This window comes from Nocardia abscessus (assembly GCF_015477775.1).
Lineage (GTDB): Bacteria > Actinomycetota > Actinomycetes > Mycobacteriales > Mycobacteriaceae > Nocardia > Nocardia abscessus_A.
This window is the reverse complement of record NZ_JADLQO010000003.1, coordinates 424,830-439,908: the sequence shown is the minus strand read 5'-3', so window position 1 is coordinate 439,908 and position 15,079 is coordinate 424,830. Positions and strand designations below refer to the sequence as shown.

Sequence of the window (15,079 nt, the reverse complement as noted above, 5' to 3'; positions counted from 1 at the left end):
CCCGGCCAGCGGGACTAGCTCCTGACCTGAGATGTTCCGGCGGTCATATTTCGATTAGGCATACCGCTTTCGGTGGTCCCGCCCCGGGACGAGCCCCTCGACGAAACCGCAGACAACGCCCCGACCGGGCGAGCGAAAAGGAGACCGGATGAAGTTCTCGATGATCTTCGAAGCCCAGATGGCCGACCCGTCGCGCGAGCACGAGCACCAGGTGCTGCGTGACTGCGTGGAGCAGGCGGTGCTCGCCGACCGAATGGGGTTCGACACCGTCTGGGCCGTCGAACACCACGGCCTGAAGTGGTACGCGCACATGAGCGCCCCCGAAGTCTTCCTGACCTGGGTGGCCGCCAAGACCGAGCGGATCAGGATCGGACACGGCGTGGTGTGCATGCCGTTCAACTTCAACCACCCGGTGCGGGCGGCCGAACGCGCCGCGATGCTCGACGTGCTGTCCGGTGGCCGGCTCAACCTGGGCGCGGGCCGTGGCGCGACGCCGGTCGAGACCTCCATGTGCGGTGTCGACCCCGAGCGCACCTATCAGGAGGTCGAGGAGTCGCTGCGGATGATCGGCAAGGCGTGGCAGGATCCGGAAGCCGAATTCGAGTACCACGGTGAGCTTTTGCAGGTCTCCCCGCATTCACTGCTGCCGCGTCCGCAGCAGCTGCCGCATCCGCCGCTGTTCATGGCCTGCACCAAGAAGGACACGCTGAAGATGGCCGCCGACTACGGAATCGGTGCGCTGGTCCTCGGTTTCGCCGGCGTGGAGGAGATCGCGGAACTGCGGCGCACCTACGACGAGGCGATCGCCGCCCGCACCGGTGAGCGGTTCGTGTCCACCGTCGTGAACGACCACTTCGCGGCGCTGTGCCCGACCATCGTCCTGGACGACCGGGAGAAGGCACAGCAGATCGGCGCCCGCGGGCAGCGCTTCTTCGCCCAGTCCATCAAGCACTACTACGGTGCGGGCCCGGCGCCCGACGAGGCCGTCGATCCGAACGCCGACGAGGTCGCCGCGATCAAGCGGGCCGCCGACGACCACGTGGCCTACCTGCACGAGGCCAAGATCCCCGTGCAGACCGGCGCCACCTCGGTCTTCAATGTCGAGCACGCCTACGGAAGCCCCGAGGACGCCATCGCCTACGTCGAGCGGCTGCAGGCGGCGGGCGCCGACGAGATCCTCTGCCTCATCCAGATGGGCACCGTGCCGCAAGAGGCGTGCCTGGAGACCATCCGGCACTGGGGCGAGAAAGTCATCCCTCACTTCCGCAACAGCTGACCGGCATTCGCCGACATATCGAGGAGTTCCACATGGTTGACCTCAATGGGAAGGTCGCCCTGATCACGGGCGGCGCCCGGGGACAGGGCGCGGCCGAAGCGCGGCTGTTCGTGCAGCGCGGCGCGCGCGTCGTGATCACCGACGTTCTCGCAGCCGAAGGCGCCGAGCTCGCCGAATCACTCGGCGAGGCAGCGCGTTTCGTCCGGCACGATGTGAGCGTCGGCGCCGACTGGGATGCCGCCGCCGCCCTGGCGCTCTCGGCGTTCGGCAGCCTGGACGTCCTGGTGAACAACGCCGCCATCTACACCGCCCGGCCGCTGACCGAGACCTCGCCCGAGGAGCTCGAGCGGATTCTGCGCGTGAATCTGGTCGGCCCGTTCCGCGGTATCCAGGCGGTGGTCGGTCCGATGACGCGGGCAGGTGGCGGCTCGATCGTCAACATCTCCTCGCAGGCGGGCCTGGAAGGGCTGATGGGGCACTCCGCCTACGGCTCGTCGAAGTGGGGATTGCGCGGCCTGACCAAAATCGCCGCCCTGGAGCTGGGCCCGGCCGGAATTCGCGTCAACTCGGTGCATCCCGGCCCGATCGCGACCCCGATGGTCCCGTATCTCACCACCGGCCCGGGCAGTTTCCCATCCCTGCCGCTGCAACGCACCGGGGCGCCGGAGGAGGTCGCCGAACTGGTCGCGTTCCTGGCCTCCGATGCCTCCGCCTACATCACCGGCGCCGAGGTGACGATCGATGGCGGCCTGGCGGCGGGCAAGTTCCTGCCGCCCGGCGCCGAGCACTAGCCGAAGGAGCGAGCCGCGATGCCGCTGACACCCGAGGCGCAGGTGATCGTCGATATCGCCGCCGCCGCGTTCCCCGCACTGGGCACCGAAGTGCTCGACGCCGCAGAGGCGCGGCGGCTGCTCGCCGCTCGCCCCGCACCCGCCGCAGAGCCGATTCCCGTCGCGCAGGTGCGGGAGCAGCGTATTCCCGGTCCACCGGGCGAATCCGAGGTCCGGGTCCGGATCTACCGGCCCGAAGGCGCACCGCGGTCGGCGCCGGTCGTGATGTTCTGCCACGGTGGCGGATTCGTGATCTGCAGTCTCGACAGCCATGACCAGTTCTGCCGGGCCATGGCCGTCGGAGCGGACGCGATCGTGGTGTCGGTGGACTACCGCCAAGCCCCTGAACACCGGTTTCCGGCGGCGGCCGAGGACGCGTACGCGGCGCTGCGCTGGGTCGCCGACCACACCGAGTCGTTGGGTGGCGATCCCGCCCGCCTCGTCGTGGCCGGAGACAGCGCGGGCGGCAATCTCGCCGCCGTCACGGCGCTGATGGCGCGGGATCGCGGCGGCCCGAGGATCGCCCGGCAACTGCTGCTGTATCCCATGCTCGACCCGGCCTGCGCCACCGAGTCCTACCGCGCGAACGCCGAAGGCTACTTCACCACCGCCGCGCACCTGCGCTGGTATTGGAGTCAGTACCTCGGCTCGCACGACGGCGCCGACCCGTACGTGAACCCGCTGACCGCCGACCTGTCCGGACTGCCGCCCGCACACATCGTCACCGCCGAGTTCGATCCGTTGCGCGACGAGGGCGAAAACTACGGGCAGCGGCTGCGGAACGCCGGTGTGGAAGCCGAGATCCACCGATACGACGGGATGTTCCACGGCTTCATGAGCATGGCGGGCCACCTGCCCGAGTCGGAACGGGCGAACACCGCCGCCCACTCGGCGATTCGTGCCGCGAACGCCGGGAACGAACCCGCACCACGAACTGCCAGGGAGCACCCATGACGATCCAGCGGATCGGCCCCGCCTTCCCCACCGACGACCTCCCTGCCGCCGTGGCCCTGCTGACCGCCGTCTTCGGCGCCGGACCCACCGTCCTCGACGGCGACCGCTGGGCCCAGTTCGACAGCGACGGCGTCCGCGTCATGCTCGCGGGCACCGACCGCGACGACGACACTGCGTTCCTCGCGATCAAGGTCGACGACCTCGATGCCGTGTTGAACCGGCTGCGGGCCAACGGGTTCGATGCACAACCGCCGATCACCGGCCCGCACGAACGACGCGCGGTCCTGCGCCCGGCGCCCGGCTCTGCCTGGCATGTCGCCCTCTACGAATCCGTCACACCGGGGCGGGCGCCGACCGAGCCGGCGCAGTAGCCGCCGGCGCCTCAGTCGGCGCGAATCGCCTCGGTCGTTTCCGGTCCGGCCGCTACCGGCTCGGCCGAGACGTTCCTCCGCTTCGCTCGGTCCGGTGACGTCCGATCGGACGTCGCCGGATCGAGCGGAACAGCGCAGAACGACGCGGAGGGCGGTCGCCGCAGTGCGCGCTCGAAGGTGCGGGCCGAGGCGGGCCACGGATTGGTGACGCGCCCGCTGTCGTGCTTGTACCAGCTCCGCCCCGTGGCGGGCCACACCGTCTTCGCGAGAGCTCGCTCGATCCACTGCTGGTGCGCCCGCATCGCGGCTGCGCGAACCTCGATGGCGGCCGCGCCGATGCGGTCACGCCAGCGCAGGCAGCGGATGATGTAGTCGATCTGGTGTTCCTTCATCCCCGGATTGCTGCCCGCCGGGTTGAAGCTGTTCGGTCCGGCGATCAGGAAGGCGTTCGGATAGCCGGGGACCGCCACACCCAGTAGCGCTGCCGCGCCGGTGCGCCATTGGTCGTGCAGGAGCGCTCCCCCACGTCCGCGCACGGTGATCGGGATCAGGAATTCCGGGGCGCGGAAGCCGGTGGCATAGACGATCACATCGGCGCGATGGTGTGCGCCGTCGTCGGTGCGGAGGCCGTCGGGCACGATCCGGGTGATGGGTGCGGTGATCAGCTCGACGTTGTCGCTGGTCAACGCCGAGTAGTAGTGGCTGTCGAAGATGATGCGCTTGCCACCGATCGGATAGTCGGGTGTGAGCTTCGCGCGCAGCCGCGGGTCCGAGATCCGGCTGTGCAGGTAGCGGCGCGCAGCCCATTCCGCGGGCCGAGCCGACCAGCCCCGGTGCATGATCGGCGCGAGTACGACGTCCGCGCCGTAGTAGAGGGCGCGGCGGTAGAGACCGTGCGCGCCGGGCAGCCGCAACGCCGCTCGGGCCAGCGGTCCGAAATCGTCCGGCGGTTTGGGCAGGACCCAGTGCGGTGTGCGCTGGAAGACACGGACGCGGCGGGCGGTCGCGGCCAAGGTGGGCAACATCTGCGCCGCGCTCGAGCCGGTGCCGATCACGGCCACGTCCATCCCGTGTAGGTCCTGGTCGTGATCCCATCGCGCGGAATGGAAAGACGCTCCGGCGAAGTCGGCCCGACCTGCGATATCGGGGATGTTCGGCCGGTGCAGCTGTCCCACGGCGAAGATCACGACGTCGGCGAGCACGCGCTGTCCACAGGAAGTGATCAGTTCCCAGCAACCCCGGCTTTCCAGAAAGGTGGCCGCGATGATCGCGGTGTTCAACTTCAGGTGCGGCGCCAAACCATGGTCGGCGGCGACCCGGCGCAGGTAGTCCAGGATCTCCCCCTGGCGCGGATACCGGATGCGACGACTGCGGTAGGGCGCGAACGAGAACGAGTACAGGTGGGAGGGCACATCACAGGAGCACCCCGGATAGGTGTTGTCCCGCCAGACGCCACCGACGTCGCAGCCCCCCTCGAAGATCACGAAGTCGGTGATCCCGGCCCGTCGTAACCCGACTCCCATCCCGATGCCACCGAAGCCCGCGCCGACGACGGCCACTGTGCAGGTCATCGCGTTCATCACCCTCCTCCTTCACGATCAGTCCATGGTCAACACTCAGCTACCCCAATCTCTTCGTTGGCTGGAGCGGTCTGGATGGCAAGATCACGAAGGCACTCTCCTGGACCGCGAGGACGAGCGAAAAGCACGGAGCCACACCGTAGGAATGCATATGACAGGCGCCAACGGCACATAGTCCGGCGAGCCGGTTGCCGAGCGGTCGACCACGCTCGCGCCCTGCCTCGCCACACCTTCCGTACCCGATCGGCACACTTTTAGCAACCTGACGGCCCATGCTTGTTCACCGGAATGGCCGAAGGAAGGCGCCGACTTCCGGGATACCTGAGGTCGCGCATCCCTGTGGTCCGGCTCTGGACGAGTGGCGGTCGAGCAGGAAGGGCGGCCGGACCGATCCTGGACATGCCCGAAGATCGTGAAGGCGAGTGGATCCCGGCGATCGAGCGGGCAGATTCGTCGGACAGATATGACCCTGGACCGCCCCCGGAATCGAGCAGTCGGAACCCGCCGAGGCCGCGCCGCTAGCCCTGAAGATGAAAGATGTTGCGGCCGAGACGATACGGCGGGAACCCCGATCGGTTCACCGCGTGGCCACATCGCCCACCGCCGCGCCCGAGCGCGCCGATGACTCGCTCGGGCGCACAACGCGTGCGCACCTGTTCGTCGGCGCACCGATCAGTGCGCACTCGGGCCACCGTCAGAACGACCTCTGGCGGCCGATCCTGAAACACGCTGAAGCACTGAGCGTTACCGGACCGCCCGGTGAGCCTTCGCCCCTGGGTTACAGGTCGGGGGGCCATCGTCACGGGCCTACAGTGCCCCCTCGGAGCCTATGCCGTAGTGCGGACGGTCAAGTCGTCGAGCAGAATCATGACTTCCCCTTCCCGCTTCACCACTCGGGTGAGCCGGATCGTCAACGCGACCAGGTCGCTGTCGTCGCAGGGTTCGGCCGGTTCGTGTTCGAGCCGCTGCCATTCTCCGGTCGCGGAGATGTCCCCCAGCACCAACTCTCGCTCGCCCTGCCCGGCGCTGCGCAGCCGTGCCGACACCTGGATGGACGCGTGCGGTGAGCGCACCCACAGGTTCAGCGCGGCCAATCGTCCTGCGATCGAGAACGACTGTCCCGACTTCGCCACGAGGTCGACCTCGAGATCGTCGGCGGCCGAACGGATCAGCAGCACGAGTGCCCGGTGATCGGCGCCCGCGACGCCGTCGGCGTACACGCCGGGCCGCTTGCCGGGCGCGCCCTCGGCGAACGTCGTGAGATGTGTCCGGTCCGCCCCATTGCCGGCGAGGTCCCAGCTGTCCTTGTCCTCGAAGTCGTCCAGGAGCACCTCGACCGAAGCGTCCGACATCCCCGCTGTCCCTTCCTCCGCGCCTGCGCCGGATATTCTTCCGGCTCTTCGTGAACCCTACAAGTCGCTGAATGCGGTTGCCGCGCCCGAACGGAGCGGGCGGCCCGGAAGACTTCGGATGCCGCCGCCGAGTGCTCCGCTCCCGAGGACCCCCGCATCGGCGGGTACGAAGTCGCGGCGGTCGACCGGCGACCGGAAGGTTCGGTTCGCGCGGACGATGGCCGGTACGTCTCGGCGTCAGCCGGGCTGAGCGTTCGGCCCGGCCACCACCGGCACCAGGTACGTCCGGGCGAAATCGCTGAGTTGCCGGTCGGTCTGCAATTCGGTGAGTCCGTGCGGCGCGAGGATCAGCGAGTGAACGATCCGGCACACGATTTCCGCGCGGGTGGCCGAATCCGCTGTGGGCGCGAGGATTCCCCGCTCGACGGCACGCTGTAGCGCGGTATCGGTGGTGCGGACCGACATCGCGAACGGACCCGCGCCGTCGACGGTGAGCTTGAGCACCACGCGCGCCGGTTCCAGCGCCAGCATGCGTTCGACGAGCGGATTGGTGCGCCAGCGGGTGATGACGGTGACGAAGATGTCGGCGACGAGGTCGCCGATGTCGTCGTGCCGGTCCGGGATCTCGGCGATCTCGGCGAGCACAGCGGCCACTTCGCGGCTGATCACGGCTTGCACCAGGTCGTCGCGCCCTCCGACGTGGCGGTAGACGGTCACCCGGTCCACACCCGCCTTGCGGGCCACCTCCTCGACCGTCGTCTTCTTGACGCCGACCTGCTCGAACAGCACCAAGGCCGCGTCCAGGATCCGGGTGACCAGGGTACCGGCGGCGTTTTCGCTGCTCGCGGTGGTCTTCGACGCGGTGGGCATAGGCCAACGCTAGCAAAACGCGCCCTTTCTGCAACATTCCGCACGACTTGTTGCTGCAACATTGCAATGCGTTTTGTTGTTATGTACGGTCGGGTCATGGCTGAGCAAGCGGGCGCGACGCAGCGCCGGTATCGCGACGAAGCGCATGCGATCAACGCGCGCGACGTCCATTTCGACTTCGATTCCGTGCCCATGCACTACGTGCCGGGCGAGGCCTTGGCCACCCACATCGTCAACGTCATGCACCTGGTTCTGCCCGAAGGCGAACGAGCCATGGCGCAGGCATTGGCCGAGGCCCTCCCGCACATCGACGACGAGCGCTTGCGGGAGGAGGTGACCGGGTTCATCGGCCAGGAGACCATGCACGCCAACAGCCACGAAGCAGCGCGCAGGCATCTGCAGTCGATCGGCTTGGACGTCGACTCCTACGTGGCCAAAGTCGGCTGGCTGGTCGACCGCATCCTCGGCGACCACGGCCTGACCGGACGCGCGCGGGACGAGTGGCTCAAGGAGCGGCTGGGGTTGTTCGCGGGCATGGAGCACTACACGGCCGTCCTCGGCGAGTGGCTGCTCAACGCCGACATCCTCGCGGAAAAAGGGATGCACCCGGCGATGCTGGACCTGGTCAGGTGGCACGGCGCCGAAGAGGTGGAGCACCGCAGCGTCGTCTACGACGCGTTCATGCATCTCGACGGCAGTTACGCGCGAAAAGCGCGTACGGCGATCCTGGCGAGCGCGACGTTGCTGCCGCTGTTCATCGTCTCGACCGCCTATCTGTATCGGAAGGACCCTTCGCCGGACAAGGGCCGCTTCTGGGGTCTGCAATTCTGGAGCGCCACCCGGCGCGGCGTCATCCCGAAATGGACCGTGTTCATCACCGAGATGCCGCGGTATCTGCGACCGGGATTCCATCCGTCACAGCTGGGTCCGATGGACAAGGCGCTGCGCTATCTGGCGCATTCGCCTGCGGCGCGGGCGGCGCACCGATGAGCGGAACGCCCGCCCCGGCCCACCGCGCTGCGCCCCAGGGACTGCGCCTGATCGGCGATGTCATGGACACCTATCGGAAGGTGTTCGTCACCGGACGCACCGCCGCGCTCCTGTCGCGCCCGAACCCGGTGCGCCGCATCGGGTTCGATGTGGACACCACCATCACCGCGATCGATCGCGAAGCGGCCGACGTGGTGAGCCTGACGCTGCGCGCGGCAGGTGGTGGGCCACTGCCTGCCTGGCGGCCGGGCGCGCACGTGGATGTCTTCCTGCCGTCGGGCCGCAGGCGCCAGTACTCCTTGTGCGGCGACCCCAGCGACCGGTTCCGGTATCGCATCGCGGTACGGCTGATTCCAGCCGGTGGCGGCGGCTCGCGCGAGATACACCGATCACTGCGTGTCGGTGACGGACTCCGGATCCGCGGGCCGCGCAATGCGTTCACCCTCGTGGACGCGCCGTCGTATCTGTTCCTGGCCGGAGGCATCGGCATCACCCCGATCATGCCGATGGTCAAGGCGGCGGGTGCGCGAGGGCGCTTGGTGTACGTCGGCCGCTCGCGCGAGACCATGCCCTTTCTCGCCGACCTACCGGATGCCGAGATCAGACCGGACGACGAATTCGGCCCACCGAATGTCGCCGCACTACTGTCCAGCGCCCGCCCCGGTGCGGCCGTGTACGTGTGCGGACCGCCACCCATGCTGGAGGCGGCGCAGCGGTGCGTGTTCGAACTCAACCCGACCGGATCGCTGCACATCGAGCGGTTCTCCGCCCAACCGGTCGTCGACGGCGCCGAGTTCGACCTCACCTTGGCCCGCACCGGCGCGACCATCAGGGTCGCGGCCGACGAAACGGCACTCACCGCGATCCAGCGCGAACTGCCCGACACCCCGTACTCCTGCAGGCAGGGCTTCTGCGGCACGTGCAAGGTGGCGGTCGTCTCCGGCGCCGTCGACCACCGTGACCGCTTGCTGACCACCGCCGAACGCGAGAGCCAGATGCTGGTCTGCGTCTCGCGCGCCGCCGGCGACCACCTCGTGGTCGACCTCTGAGACCGCCACACGAAAGGGACAGCGTTGTCTATCCGTTGCCGATCCTGGGAGACGACCCGATGAGCGTCTCGACCGACAGCTGCGCACCATCCGTGGTCGAGACTTTCGACGTACACGATCCGGCCACCGGCGCGGTGGTCGGCACCTACCCGGTCCACGACCGCCACGACGTCGACGCCGTCGTGTCCACCGCCCACGCGGCCGCGGCATGGTGGCGCGATCTCGGCTACGCCGGACGCGCCCGTCATCTGGACGCCTGGCGCTCGGAAATAGCGTCGGGCAGAGACCAGTTGGCCCAGCTCATCCACCGGGAGATGGGCAAACCGATCTCCGACGCCAAGCTGGAGATCGCCATGGCACTCGAGCACTTGAAGTGGGCGGCCCGCAACGCCGAGAAGGTGCTCGGGCGTCGTAGCGTGCCGTCGAGTCTGCTCACGTTCAACCACGCGGCCACGGTCGAATACCTACCCCTCGGTGTGGTCGGCGTCATCGGACCGTGGAACTACCCGGTCTTCACCCCGCTCGGCTCCATCTCGTTCGCGCTGGCCGCCGGGAACGCCGTGGTGTTCAAACCCAGCGAGTACACCCCGGGCGTCGGACTGTGGCTCGCGGAGGCGTTCGGCCGCACCGCGCCCGCCGAACCGGTCCTGCAGGTGATCACCGGTCTCGGCGACACCGGAAACGCGCTGTGCCGCAGTGATGTCGGGAAGATCGGGTTCACCGGTTCGACCGCTACGGGCAAGCTCGTCATGGCCGCGTGCGCGGAGAATCTCACCCCGGTGCTGATGGAGTGCGGCGGCAAGGACGCACTGATCGTGGACGCCGATGCCGACCTGGACGCCGCTGCCGACGCGGCGGTCTGGGGCGGGTTGTCCAACGCGGGACAGACCTGCCTCGCGGTGGAGCGCGTCTACGTCCACGCCGATGTCTACGAGAAGTTCCTCGCCAGGCTGGTGGCGGCGGCGTCCGAGATCCACGCCGGCGCGGCCGATTCGCAGATCGGGCCCATCACCATGCCGAAACAGCTGGCGATCGTCCGCCGCCACATCGAGGACGCCCTCGCACGTGGTGCGCGGGCTCTGCTCGGCGGCCCCGACGCTATCGATCGGCAGTTCGTCCAGCCGACCATCCTCGTCGACGTCCCCGAGGACGCGGCCGCGGTGACAGAGGAGACCTTCGGGCCCACCCTGACCGTCACGAAGGTCAGGGACATGGACGAGGCCGTCGAACTGGTCAACCGCGGCACGTACGGGCTGGGCGCCACCGTCTTCGCCCGCCGCCACGGGCGCGACATCGCCGACCGCATCCGGGCGGGCGGCGTCTCGATCAACGCGTTCGTCGCGCACGCCACCATTCCCGAACTGCCGCTCGGCGGCGTGGGCGCCTCGGGGTTCGGCCGCGTCCACGGCCCGGACGGGCTCATGGAATTCACTTACGCCAAAGCGACCACCCGGCAGCGCTTTCCGGCTCCACTGCCGTTGACCTCGTTCCGGCGCGACCACCGCGTGGACACGATCGTGGACCTGCTCGTCGCGGTTCTACATGGAAGGAAGCGCCGGTGACACCCGATCGGATCGAGCACACACCCATCGCGATCGTCGGCGCGGGACTGGGCGGCATCGGCTTGGCGATCAAGCTGTGCGAGGCCGGCTTCGACGACCTGGTCATTCTCGAACGGGCCGACGACCTCGGTGGTACGTGGCGCGCGAACACCTATCCCGGTTGCGCCTGCGATGTGCCGTCACATCTGTACAGCTACTCCTTCGCACCCAACCCGGACTGGTCGCGCACCTATGGGCGGCAGCCCGAGATCCTCGACTACATCCGCGCGGTGGCCACCGAACACGATGTCGTCCGGCACATCCGGTTCGGCACCGAACTGCTCGATGCCCGGTGGGACGAGCGGCACTCGCTGTGGCGGATCGAGACGTCGCGCGGAACGCTCACCGCGGATTTCCTGCTCTCGGCGACAGGCCTTTTCGCCGAGGCCAAGTATCCGCGACTGCCCGGGATCGATTCGTTCGCGGGCACGTCCTTCCATTCCTTGCACTGGGATCACGACCACGATCTCACCGGCGAGCGGGTCGCGGTGATCGGCACCGGCGCCTCCGCCGTTCAGTTCGTGCCGGAAATCCAGCCGAAGGTGGCCGAACTGCTGCTGTTCCAGCGCTCGGCTCCGTGGATCGTCCCGCGACTCGATCGCCGCACACTCGGATTGGAACGGCGGCTGCTGCGGCGTATCCCTCTGACGCAACGCGCGATTCGCGGCGGGTTCTACGCGGCGATCGAGACGTTCGGGCTGATCTCCCTGGTCGATCAGCGCTTCCGGCACCCCTACGAAGCACTCGGCCGGTGGCAGTTGCGGCGTCAGGTGCGCGATCGGCAGCTGCGCGAGAAGCTCACGCCCGACTACGTGATCGGCTGCAAACGCGCCATCTTCTCCGACACCTACCTCCCGGCGCTCGACCAGCCCAATGTCGAGGTCGTCACCGAGCCCATCGCCGAGATCCGGCCGCATTCCATCCTCCTGCGCGACGGCAGCGAGCACGCGGTCGACACCATCATCTTCGGCACCGGCTTCACCTCGATCCCCACGGCCTACGAACGCTACGCCGGACGCGACGGGCGAACGCTGGCACAGGTCTACCGTGAGCGCCCGCAGAGCTATCTCGGTGTCGCACTGGCCGGCTTTCCCAACTTCTTCTGCACGCTCGGCCCGTTCGGCGCGGCCGGGAACCAGTCCGCGATCTACATGATCGAGTCCCAGATCGCCTACATCGTCGACGCCCTGCGCAGTACGCGCTCCTCCGGAGCGCGCCGCGTGGAGGTGCGCCCGGCGGCACAGGCGGCTTTCGTCGCGGAAATGGCTCGGCGTAGTTCGTCGACGGTGTGGCTGACGGGCGGATGCCAGAGCTACTACCAGACGCCGGACGGGCTCAATGCCGGGCTCTACCCCAACTGGAGCTTCGAATACCGCCACCGCACCAGCCGATTCGATACCAGAGCCTACGAGGTGAGCAGATGATTGCCGACGTTCTCCCGATCGGTCGAGGCCGCCGCGGGTACGCCGTCGCGGGACGGGTCGCGCTCATCACCGGCGCGGGTCGTGGCATCGGTCGCGAACTGGCGACTGTGCTGCACGAGAGGCGGGCTTCGGTCGTCCTCGTCGACGTCGACGAGGACGCTGTCGCCGCCGCGGCGGCCACGCTGGGCGACCGGTCCCTGGCCATCGCCGCCGATGTCACCGACCGCGCGGCGATGCGGGCGGCGGTAGACCGCGCCGCAAGCCATTTCGGCCGCCTGGATGTGGTGGTGGCCAATGCGGGCGTCGTGCCGCGCCCGGCCACGGTGCGCACCCTCGACGGGTCGGACTTCGACCGTGTCATGGACATCAACCTCACCGGTGTGTTCAACACGGTGCGCCCGGCGCTCGACCGTGTAGTCGCCGCCGAGGGTCATGTGGTGGTGGTGTCGTCGTGCGCGGCGTTCGCGCCCGGCATGGCGGGAGCCCCGTACATGATCAGTAAAGCCGCCGTCGAACAGCTCGGCCGGGCGCTGCGCGTGGAACTCGCCCCGTTCGGGGCCACAGCCGGTATCGCCTATTTCGGCATCGTCGACACCCGGATGACGCACGACACGCTCGATCACGACGACCTCGGCCGCGAGCTGGACGGTCTGCTGCCGTGGCCGTTGAACGTCCGGATCTCGGCGGATCGAGCAGCCCGGATCATCGCCGACGGCATCGAGCGGCGCGCGGCGCGCACGATCGCACCGGCGGGCTGGGAGCCCTACGCGCTGCTGCGCGGGGCCGTCAACGTGGTGCTCGACAGCGCGCTCGCACGCGATTCCCGCGTGCACGATCTGCTGCGCAGGGTCGAAGCACGCACGGCCGCGACACACGTCAACCGACCCGAAGGAATCCTTTCTTGAGCACCGAACGCTTCGGCACGCTTCCCGCCGCCTTCCAGCACAACGCGAGCGTCGATCCCGACGCGGTCGCACTCCGGACCCCAGGGCAGGCCGCCACGCTCAGTTGGCGCGAGTACGCGGCACAGGTGCGGCAGATCGCCGCCGGACTCTCCGGGCTGGGCGTGCGCCGCGGCGACACGGTGGCCTTGATGATGTCCAACCGCATCGAGTTCTATCCGCTCGAAGTAGGGGCACAGCACCTCGGCGCCACCAGTTTCTCGGTGTACAATACCGCGTCGCCCGAGCAGATCGCCCACGTGCTGGGCAATGCCGGTGTGCGAGTGGTGATGTGCGAGCCACGGTATGTGGAACCGGTGCGGGCAAGCGGGGTCGAACTCGACCACATCGTCTGCGTCGACGACGCGCCGCCGGGGACCTTGTCGGTCGCCGAGCTGGTCGCCGCGGGCGACGAGAACTTCGACTTCGACGCGGTTTGGCAGGCGGTCCAGCCCCATGACGTCGCTACGCTCATCTACACCTCGGGGACCACGGGCAACCCCAAGGGCGTGGAGACCACGCACGCGAACCTGATGTTCGAGTGCTACGCGGTGGAGCAGGTCCTGGGCATCCGCTTCGGGGACACCATCACCTCCTACATGCCCACCGCGCACATCGCCGACCGGCTGACCGCGCTGTATTTCCAGGAGGTCTTCGGCACGCAGGTCACCTGCGTCGCGGACCCGACCCGGATCGGCGTAGCTCTGGCCGACCTGCACCCCACGATATGGGGAGCCGTGCCGCGCGTTTGGGAAAAGCTGAAGGCCGCCGTCGAATTCGCGGTCGCCAACGAGCCCGCCGCCGATCGGCGTGCGGCGCTGCAGTGGGCGCTGGCGGTCGCTGCCCAACGCAGTGCGCATCAATTGAACGGGGAGCCGGTACCGGAAACGGTCGCCGCCGAATGGGCGCGCGCCGACCAGCTCGTGCTGTCCGGGCTGCGGGTGAAACTCGGGCTCGACCGGGTGCGCTGGGCGATGTCCGGCGCGGCTCCGATCCCGGCCGAGACACTGGGTTTCTTCGCCGGGCTCGGGATCCCGATCGCCGAGATCTGGGGCATGTCCGAACTCACCTGCATCTGCAGCGTCAGCCATCCCCGCGACGCCAGACTCGGCACCGTCGGCGAACTCCTGCCGGGCATGCAGGCCAGGCTCGCCGAGGACGGCGAACTCCACGTCCGCGGCCCGCTGGTGATGAAGGGCTATCGCGGTGAGCCGGAGAAGACCGCCGAGGCGGTCGACGCCGAAGGGTGGCTGCGCACCGGCGATGTCGTCACCGTCGACAGCGACGGATACCTCACTGTGGTGGACCGCAAGAAGGAGTTGATCATCAACTCGGCGGGGAAGAACATGTCGCCCACCAACATCGAGAACACGATCAAGGCGGCGACCCCGCTGGTCGGCGCCATCGCCGTCATCGGCGACGGGCGCCCGTACAACACCGCGCTGGTGGTCCTCGACGCCGAGACCGCCGGACCGTACGCCGCACGGCACGACCTGCCCGATCCCTCGGCACCGGCCCTGGCGGCCGACACCGGTGTCGTCGAGCAGATCGCCGCGGGTATCGCCGCGGGCAACGCGAAACTGTCCCGCGTCGAGCAAGTCAAACGGTTCCGCGTGCTGCCCGTCTTCTGGGAGGCAGGCGGCGACGAAGTCACGCTCACCATGAAACTCAAGCGGCGCGTGATCGCCGAGAAATACGCCACCGAGATCGCCGAACTCTACGATCCCGACCTCGGCCCCGCAGTCCACGAGCCTCGATCCGCTTCTGCCGATTCAACGTTGACCACCGGCTGAGCGGCCCGGTCGCCGTCGAAGGGCGCGGAAGTGGTCCGGTGTGGCGGC

13 protein-coding genes are annotated in these 15,079 nt (G+C 68.5%); 10 read left to right on the top strand and 3 right to left on the bottom strand.

All coding sequences use genetic code 11. The features are described from left to right. The first annotated feature begins 148 nt into the window (after positions 1 to 148). From IU450_RS12565 to IU450_RS12550, 4 genes are read left to right on the top strand one after another with little or no spacing between them, the layout of a single operon-like run. A complete protein-coding gene (locus IU450_RS12565) occupies positions 149 to 1,276 on the top strand; it encodes an LLM class flavin-dependent oxidoreductase (protein WP_195149942.1) in 1,128 nt (375 codons plus the stop codon). A gap of 32 nt (positions 1,277 to 1,308) precedes the next feature. Next, positions 1,309 to 2,067 carry a glucose 1-dehydrogenase gene (locus IU450_RS12560; RefSeq protein ID WP_195149941.1) on the top strand — a complete coding sequence of 253 codons (759 nt, stop codon included), beginning with the start codon at positions 1,309 to 1,311 and terminating at the stop codon, positions 2,065 to 2,067. 18 nt (positions 2,068 to 2,085) lie between these two features. Continuing rightward, positions 2,086 to 3,060, top strand: a complete 975-nt coding sequence (locus tag IU450_RS12555; protein ID WP_195149940.1) for an alpha/beta hydrolase — start codon at positions 2,086 to 2,088, stop codon at positions 3,058 to 3,060. Beyond that, positions 3,057 to 3,431, top strand: coding sequence for a VOC family protein (locus IU450_RS12550; RefSeq protein WP_195149939.1), 375 nt, complete (start codon positions 3,057 to 3,059; stop codon positions 3,429 to 3,431). Before IU450_RS12555 ends, IU450_RS12550 begins: the two co-directional genes overlap by 4 nt. Positions 3,432 to 3,442: 11 nt before the next feature. On the opposite strand, the gene IU450_RS12545 is transcribed toward IU450_RS12550, so the two are convergent. The 3 genes from IU450_RS12545 to IU450_RS12535 all read right to left on the bottom strand — a co-directional run bounded on the left by IU450_RS12545 (position 3,443) and on the right by IU450_RS12535 (position 7,233). Then, positions 3,443 to 5,011: a flavin-containing monooxygenase gene (locus tag IU450_RS12545; protein WP_195149938.1), complete on the bottom strand. Its 1,569-nt coding sequence runs from the start codon at positions 5,009 to 5,011 to the stop codon at positions 3,443 to 3,445. Positions 5,012 to 5,838: 827 nt separating this feature from the next. Then, a complete protein-coding gene (locus tag IU450_RS12540) occupies positions 5,839 to 6,363 on the bottom strand; it encodes a hypothetical protein (protein WP_195149937.1) in 525 nt (174 codons plus the stop codon). 237 nt (positions 6,364 to 6,600) lie between these two features. After that, positions 6,601 to 7,233, bottom strand: coding sequence for a TetR/AcrR family transcriptional regulator (locus IU450_RS12535; RefSeq protein WP_195149936.1), 633 nt, complete (start codon positions 7,231 to 7,233; stop codon positions 6,601 to 6,603). Positions 7,234 to 7,329: 96 nt separating this feature from the next. Here IU450_RS12535 and IU450_RS12530 point away from each other — a divergent pair, with 96 nt between their 5' ends. The 6 genes from IU450_RS12530 to fadD11 are packed head-to-tail and all read left to right on the top strand — an operon-like array spanning position 7,330 to position 15,031. Continuing rightward, positions 7,330 to 8,223, top strand: a complete 894-nt coding sequence (locus IU450_RS12530; protein ID WP_195149935.1) for a metal-dependent hydrolase — start codon at positions 7,330 to 7,332, stop codon at positions 8,221 to 8,223. After that, positions 8,220 to 9,272 (top strand): PDR/VanB family oxidoreductase, encoded by a 1,053-nt coding sequence (locus tag IU450_RS12525; protein WP_195149934.1) that lies wholly within the window; start codon positions 8,220 to 8,222, stop codon positions 9,270 to 9,272. The genes IU450_RS12530 and IU450_RS12525 overlap by 4 nt, the downstream gene beginning before the upstream one ends. Positions 9,273 to 9,331: 59 nt before the next feature. Then, on the top strand, positions 9,332 to 10,834 hold the full coding sequence (locus tag IU450_RS12520) for an aldehyde dehydrogenase family protein (protein WP_195149933.1): 1,503 nt from the start codon (positions 9,332 to 9,334) through the stop codon (positions 10,832 to 10,834). After that, positions 10,831 to 12,297 carry an NAD(P)/FAD-dependent oxidoreductase gene (locus IU450_RS12515; protein WP_324197647.1) on the top strand — a complete coding sequence of 489 codons (1,467 nt, stop codon included), beginning with the start codon at positions 10,831 to 10,833 and terminating at the stop codon, positions 12,295 to 12,297. The genes IU450_RS12520 and IU450_RS12515 overlap by 4 nt, the downstream gene beginning before the upstream one ends. Further along, entirely contained in the window at positions 12,294 to 13,202 is a 909-nt protein-coding gene (locus tag IU450_RS12510) for a short-chain dehydrogenase/reductase (protein ID WP_195149932.1), read from the top strand. The genes IU450_RS12515 and IU450_RS12510 overlap by 4 nt, the downstream gene beginning before the upstream one ends. Beyond that, entirely contained in the window at positions 13,199 to 15,031 is a 1,833-nt protein-coding gene (gene fadD11 / locus IU450_RS12505; RefSeq protein ID WP_195149931.1) for a fatty acid--CoA ligase FadD11, read from the top strand. Before IU450_RS12510 ends, fadD11 begins: the two co-directional genes overlap by 4 nt. The last annotated feature ends 48 nt before the right edge of the window (positions 15,032 to 15,079 follow it).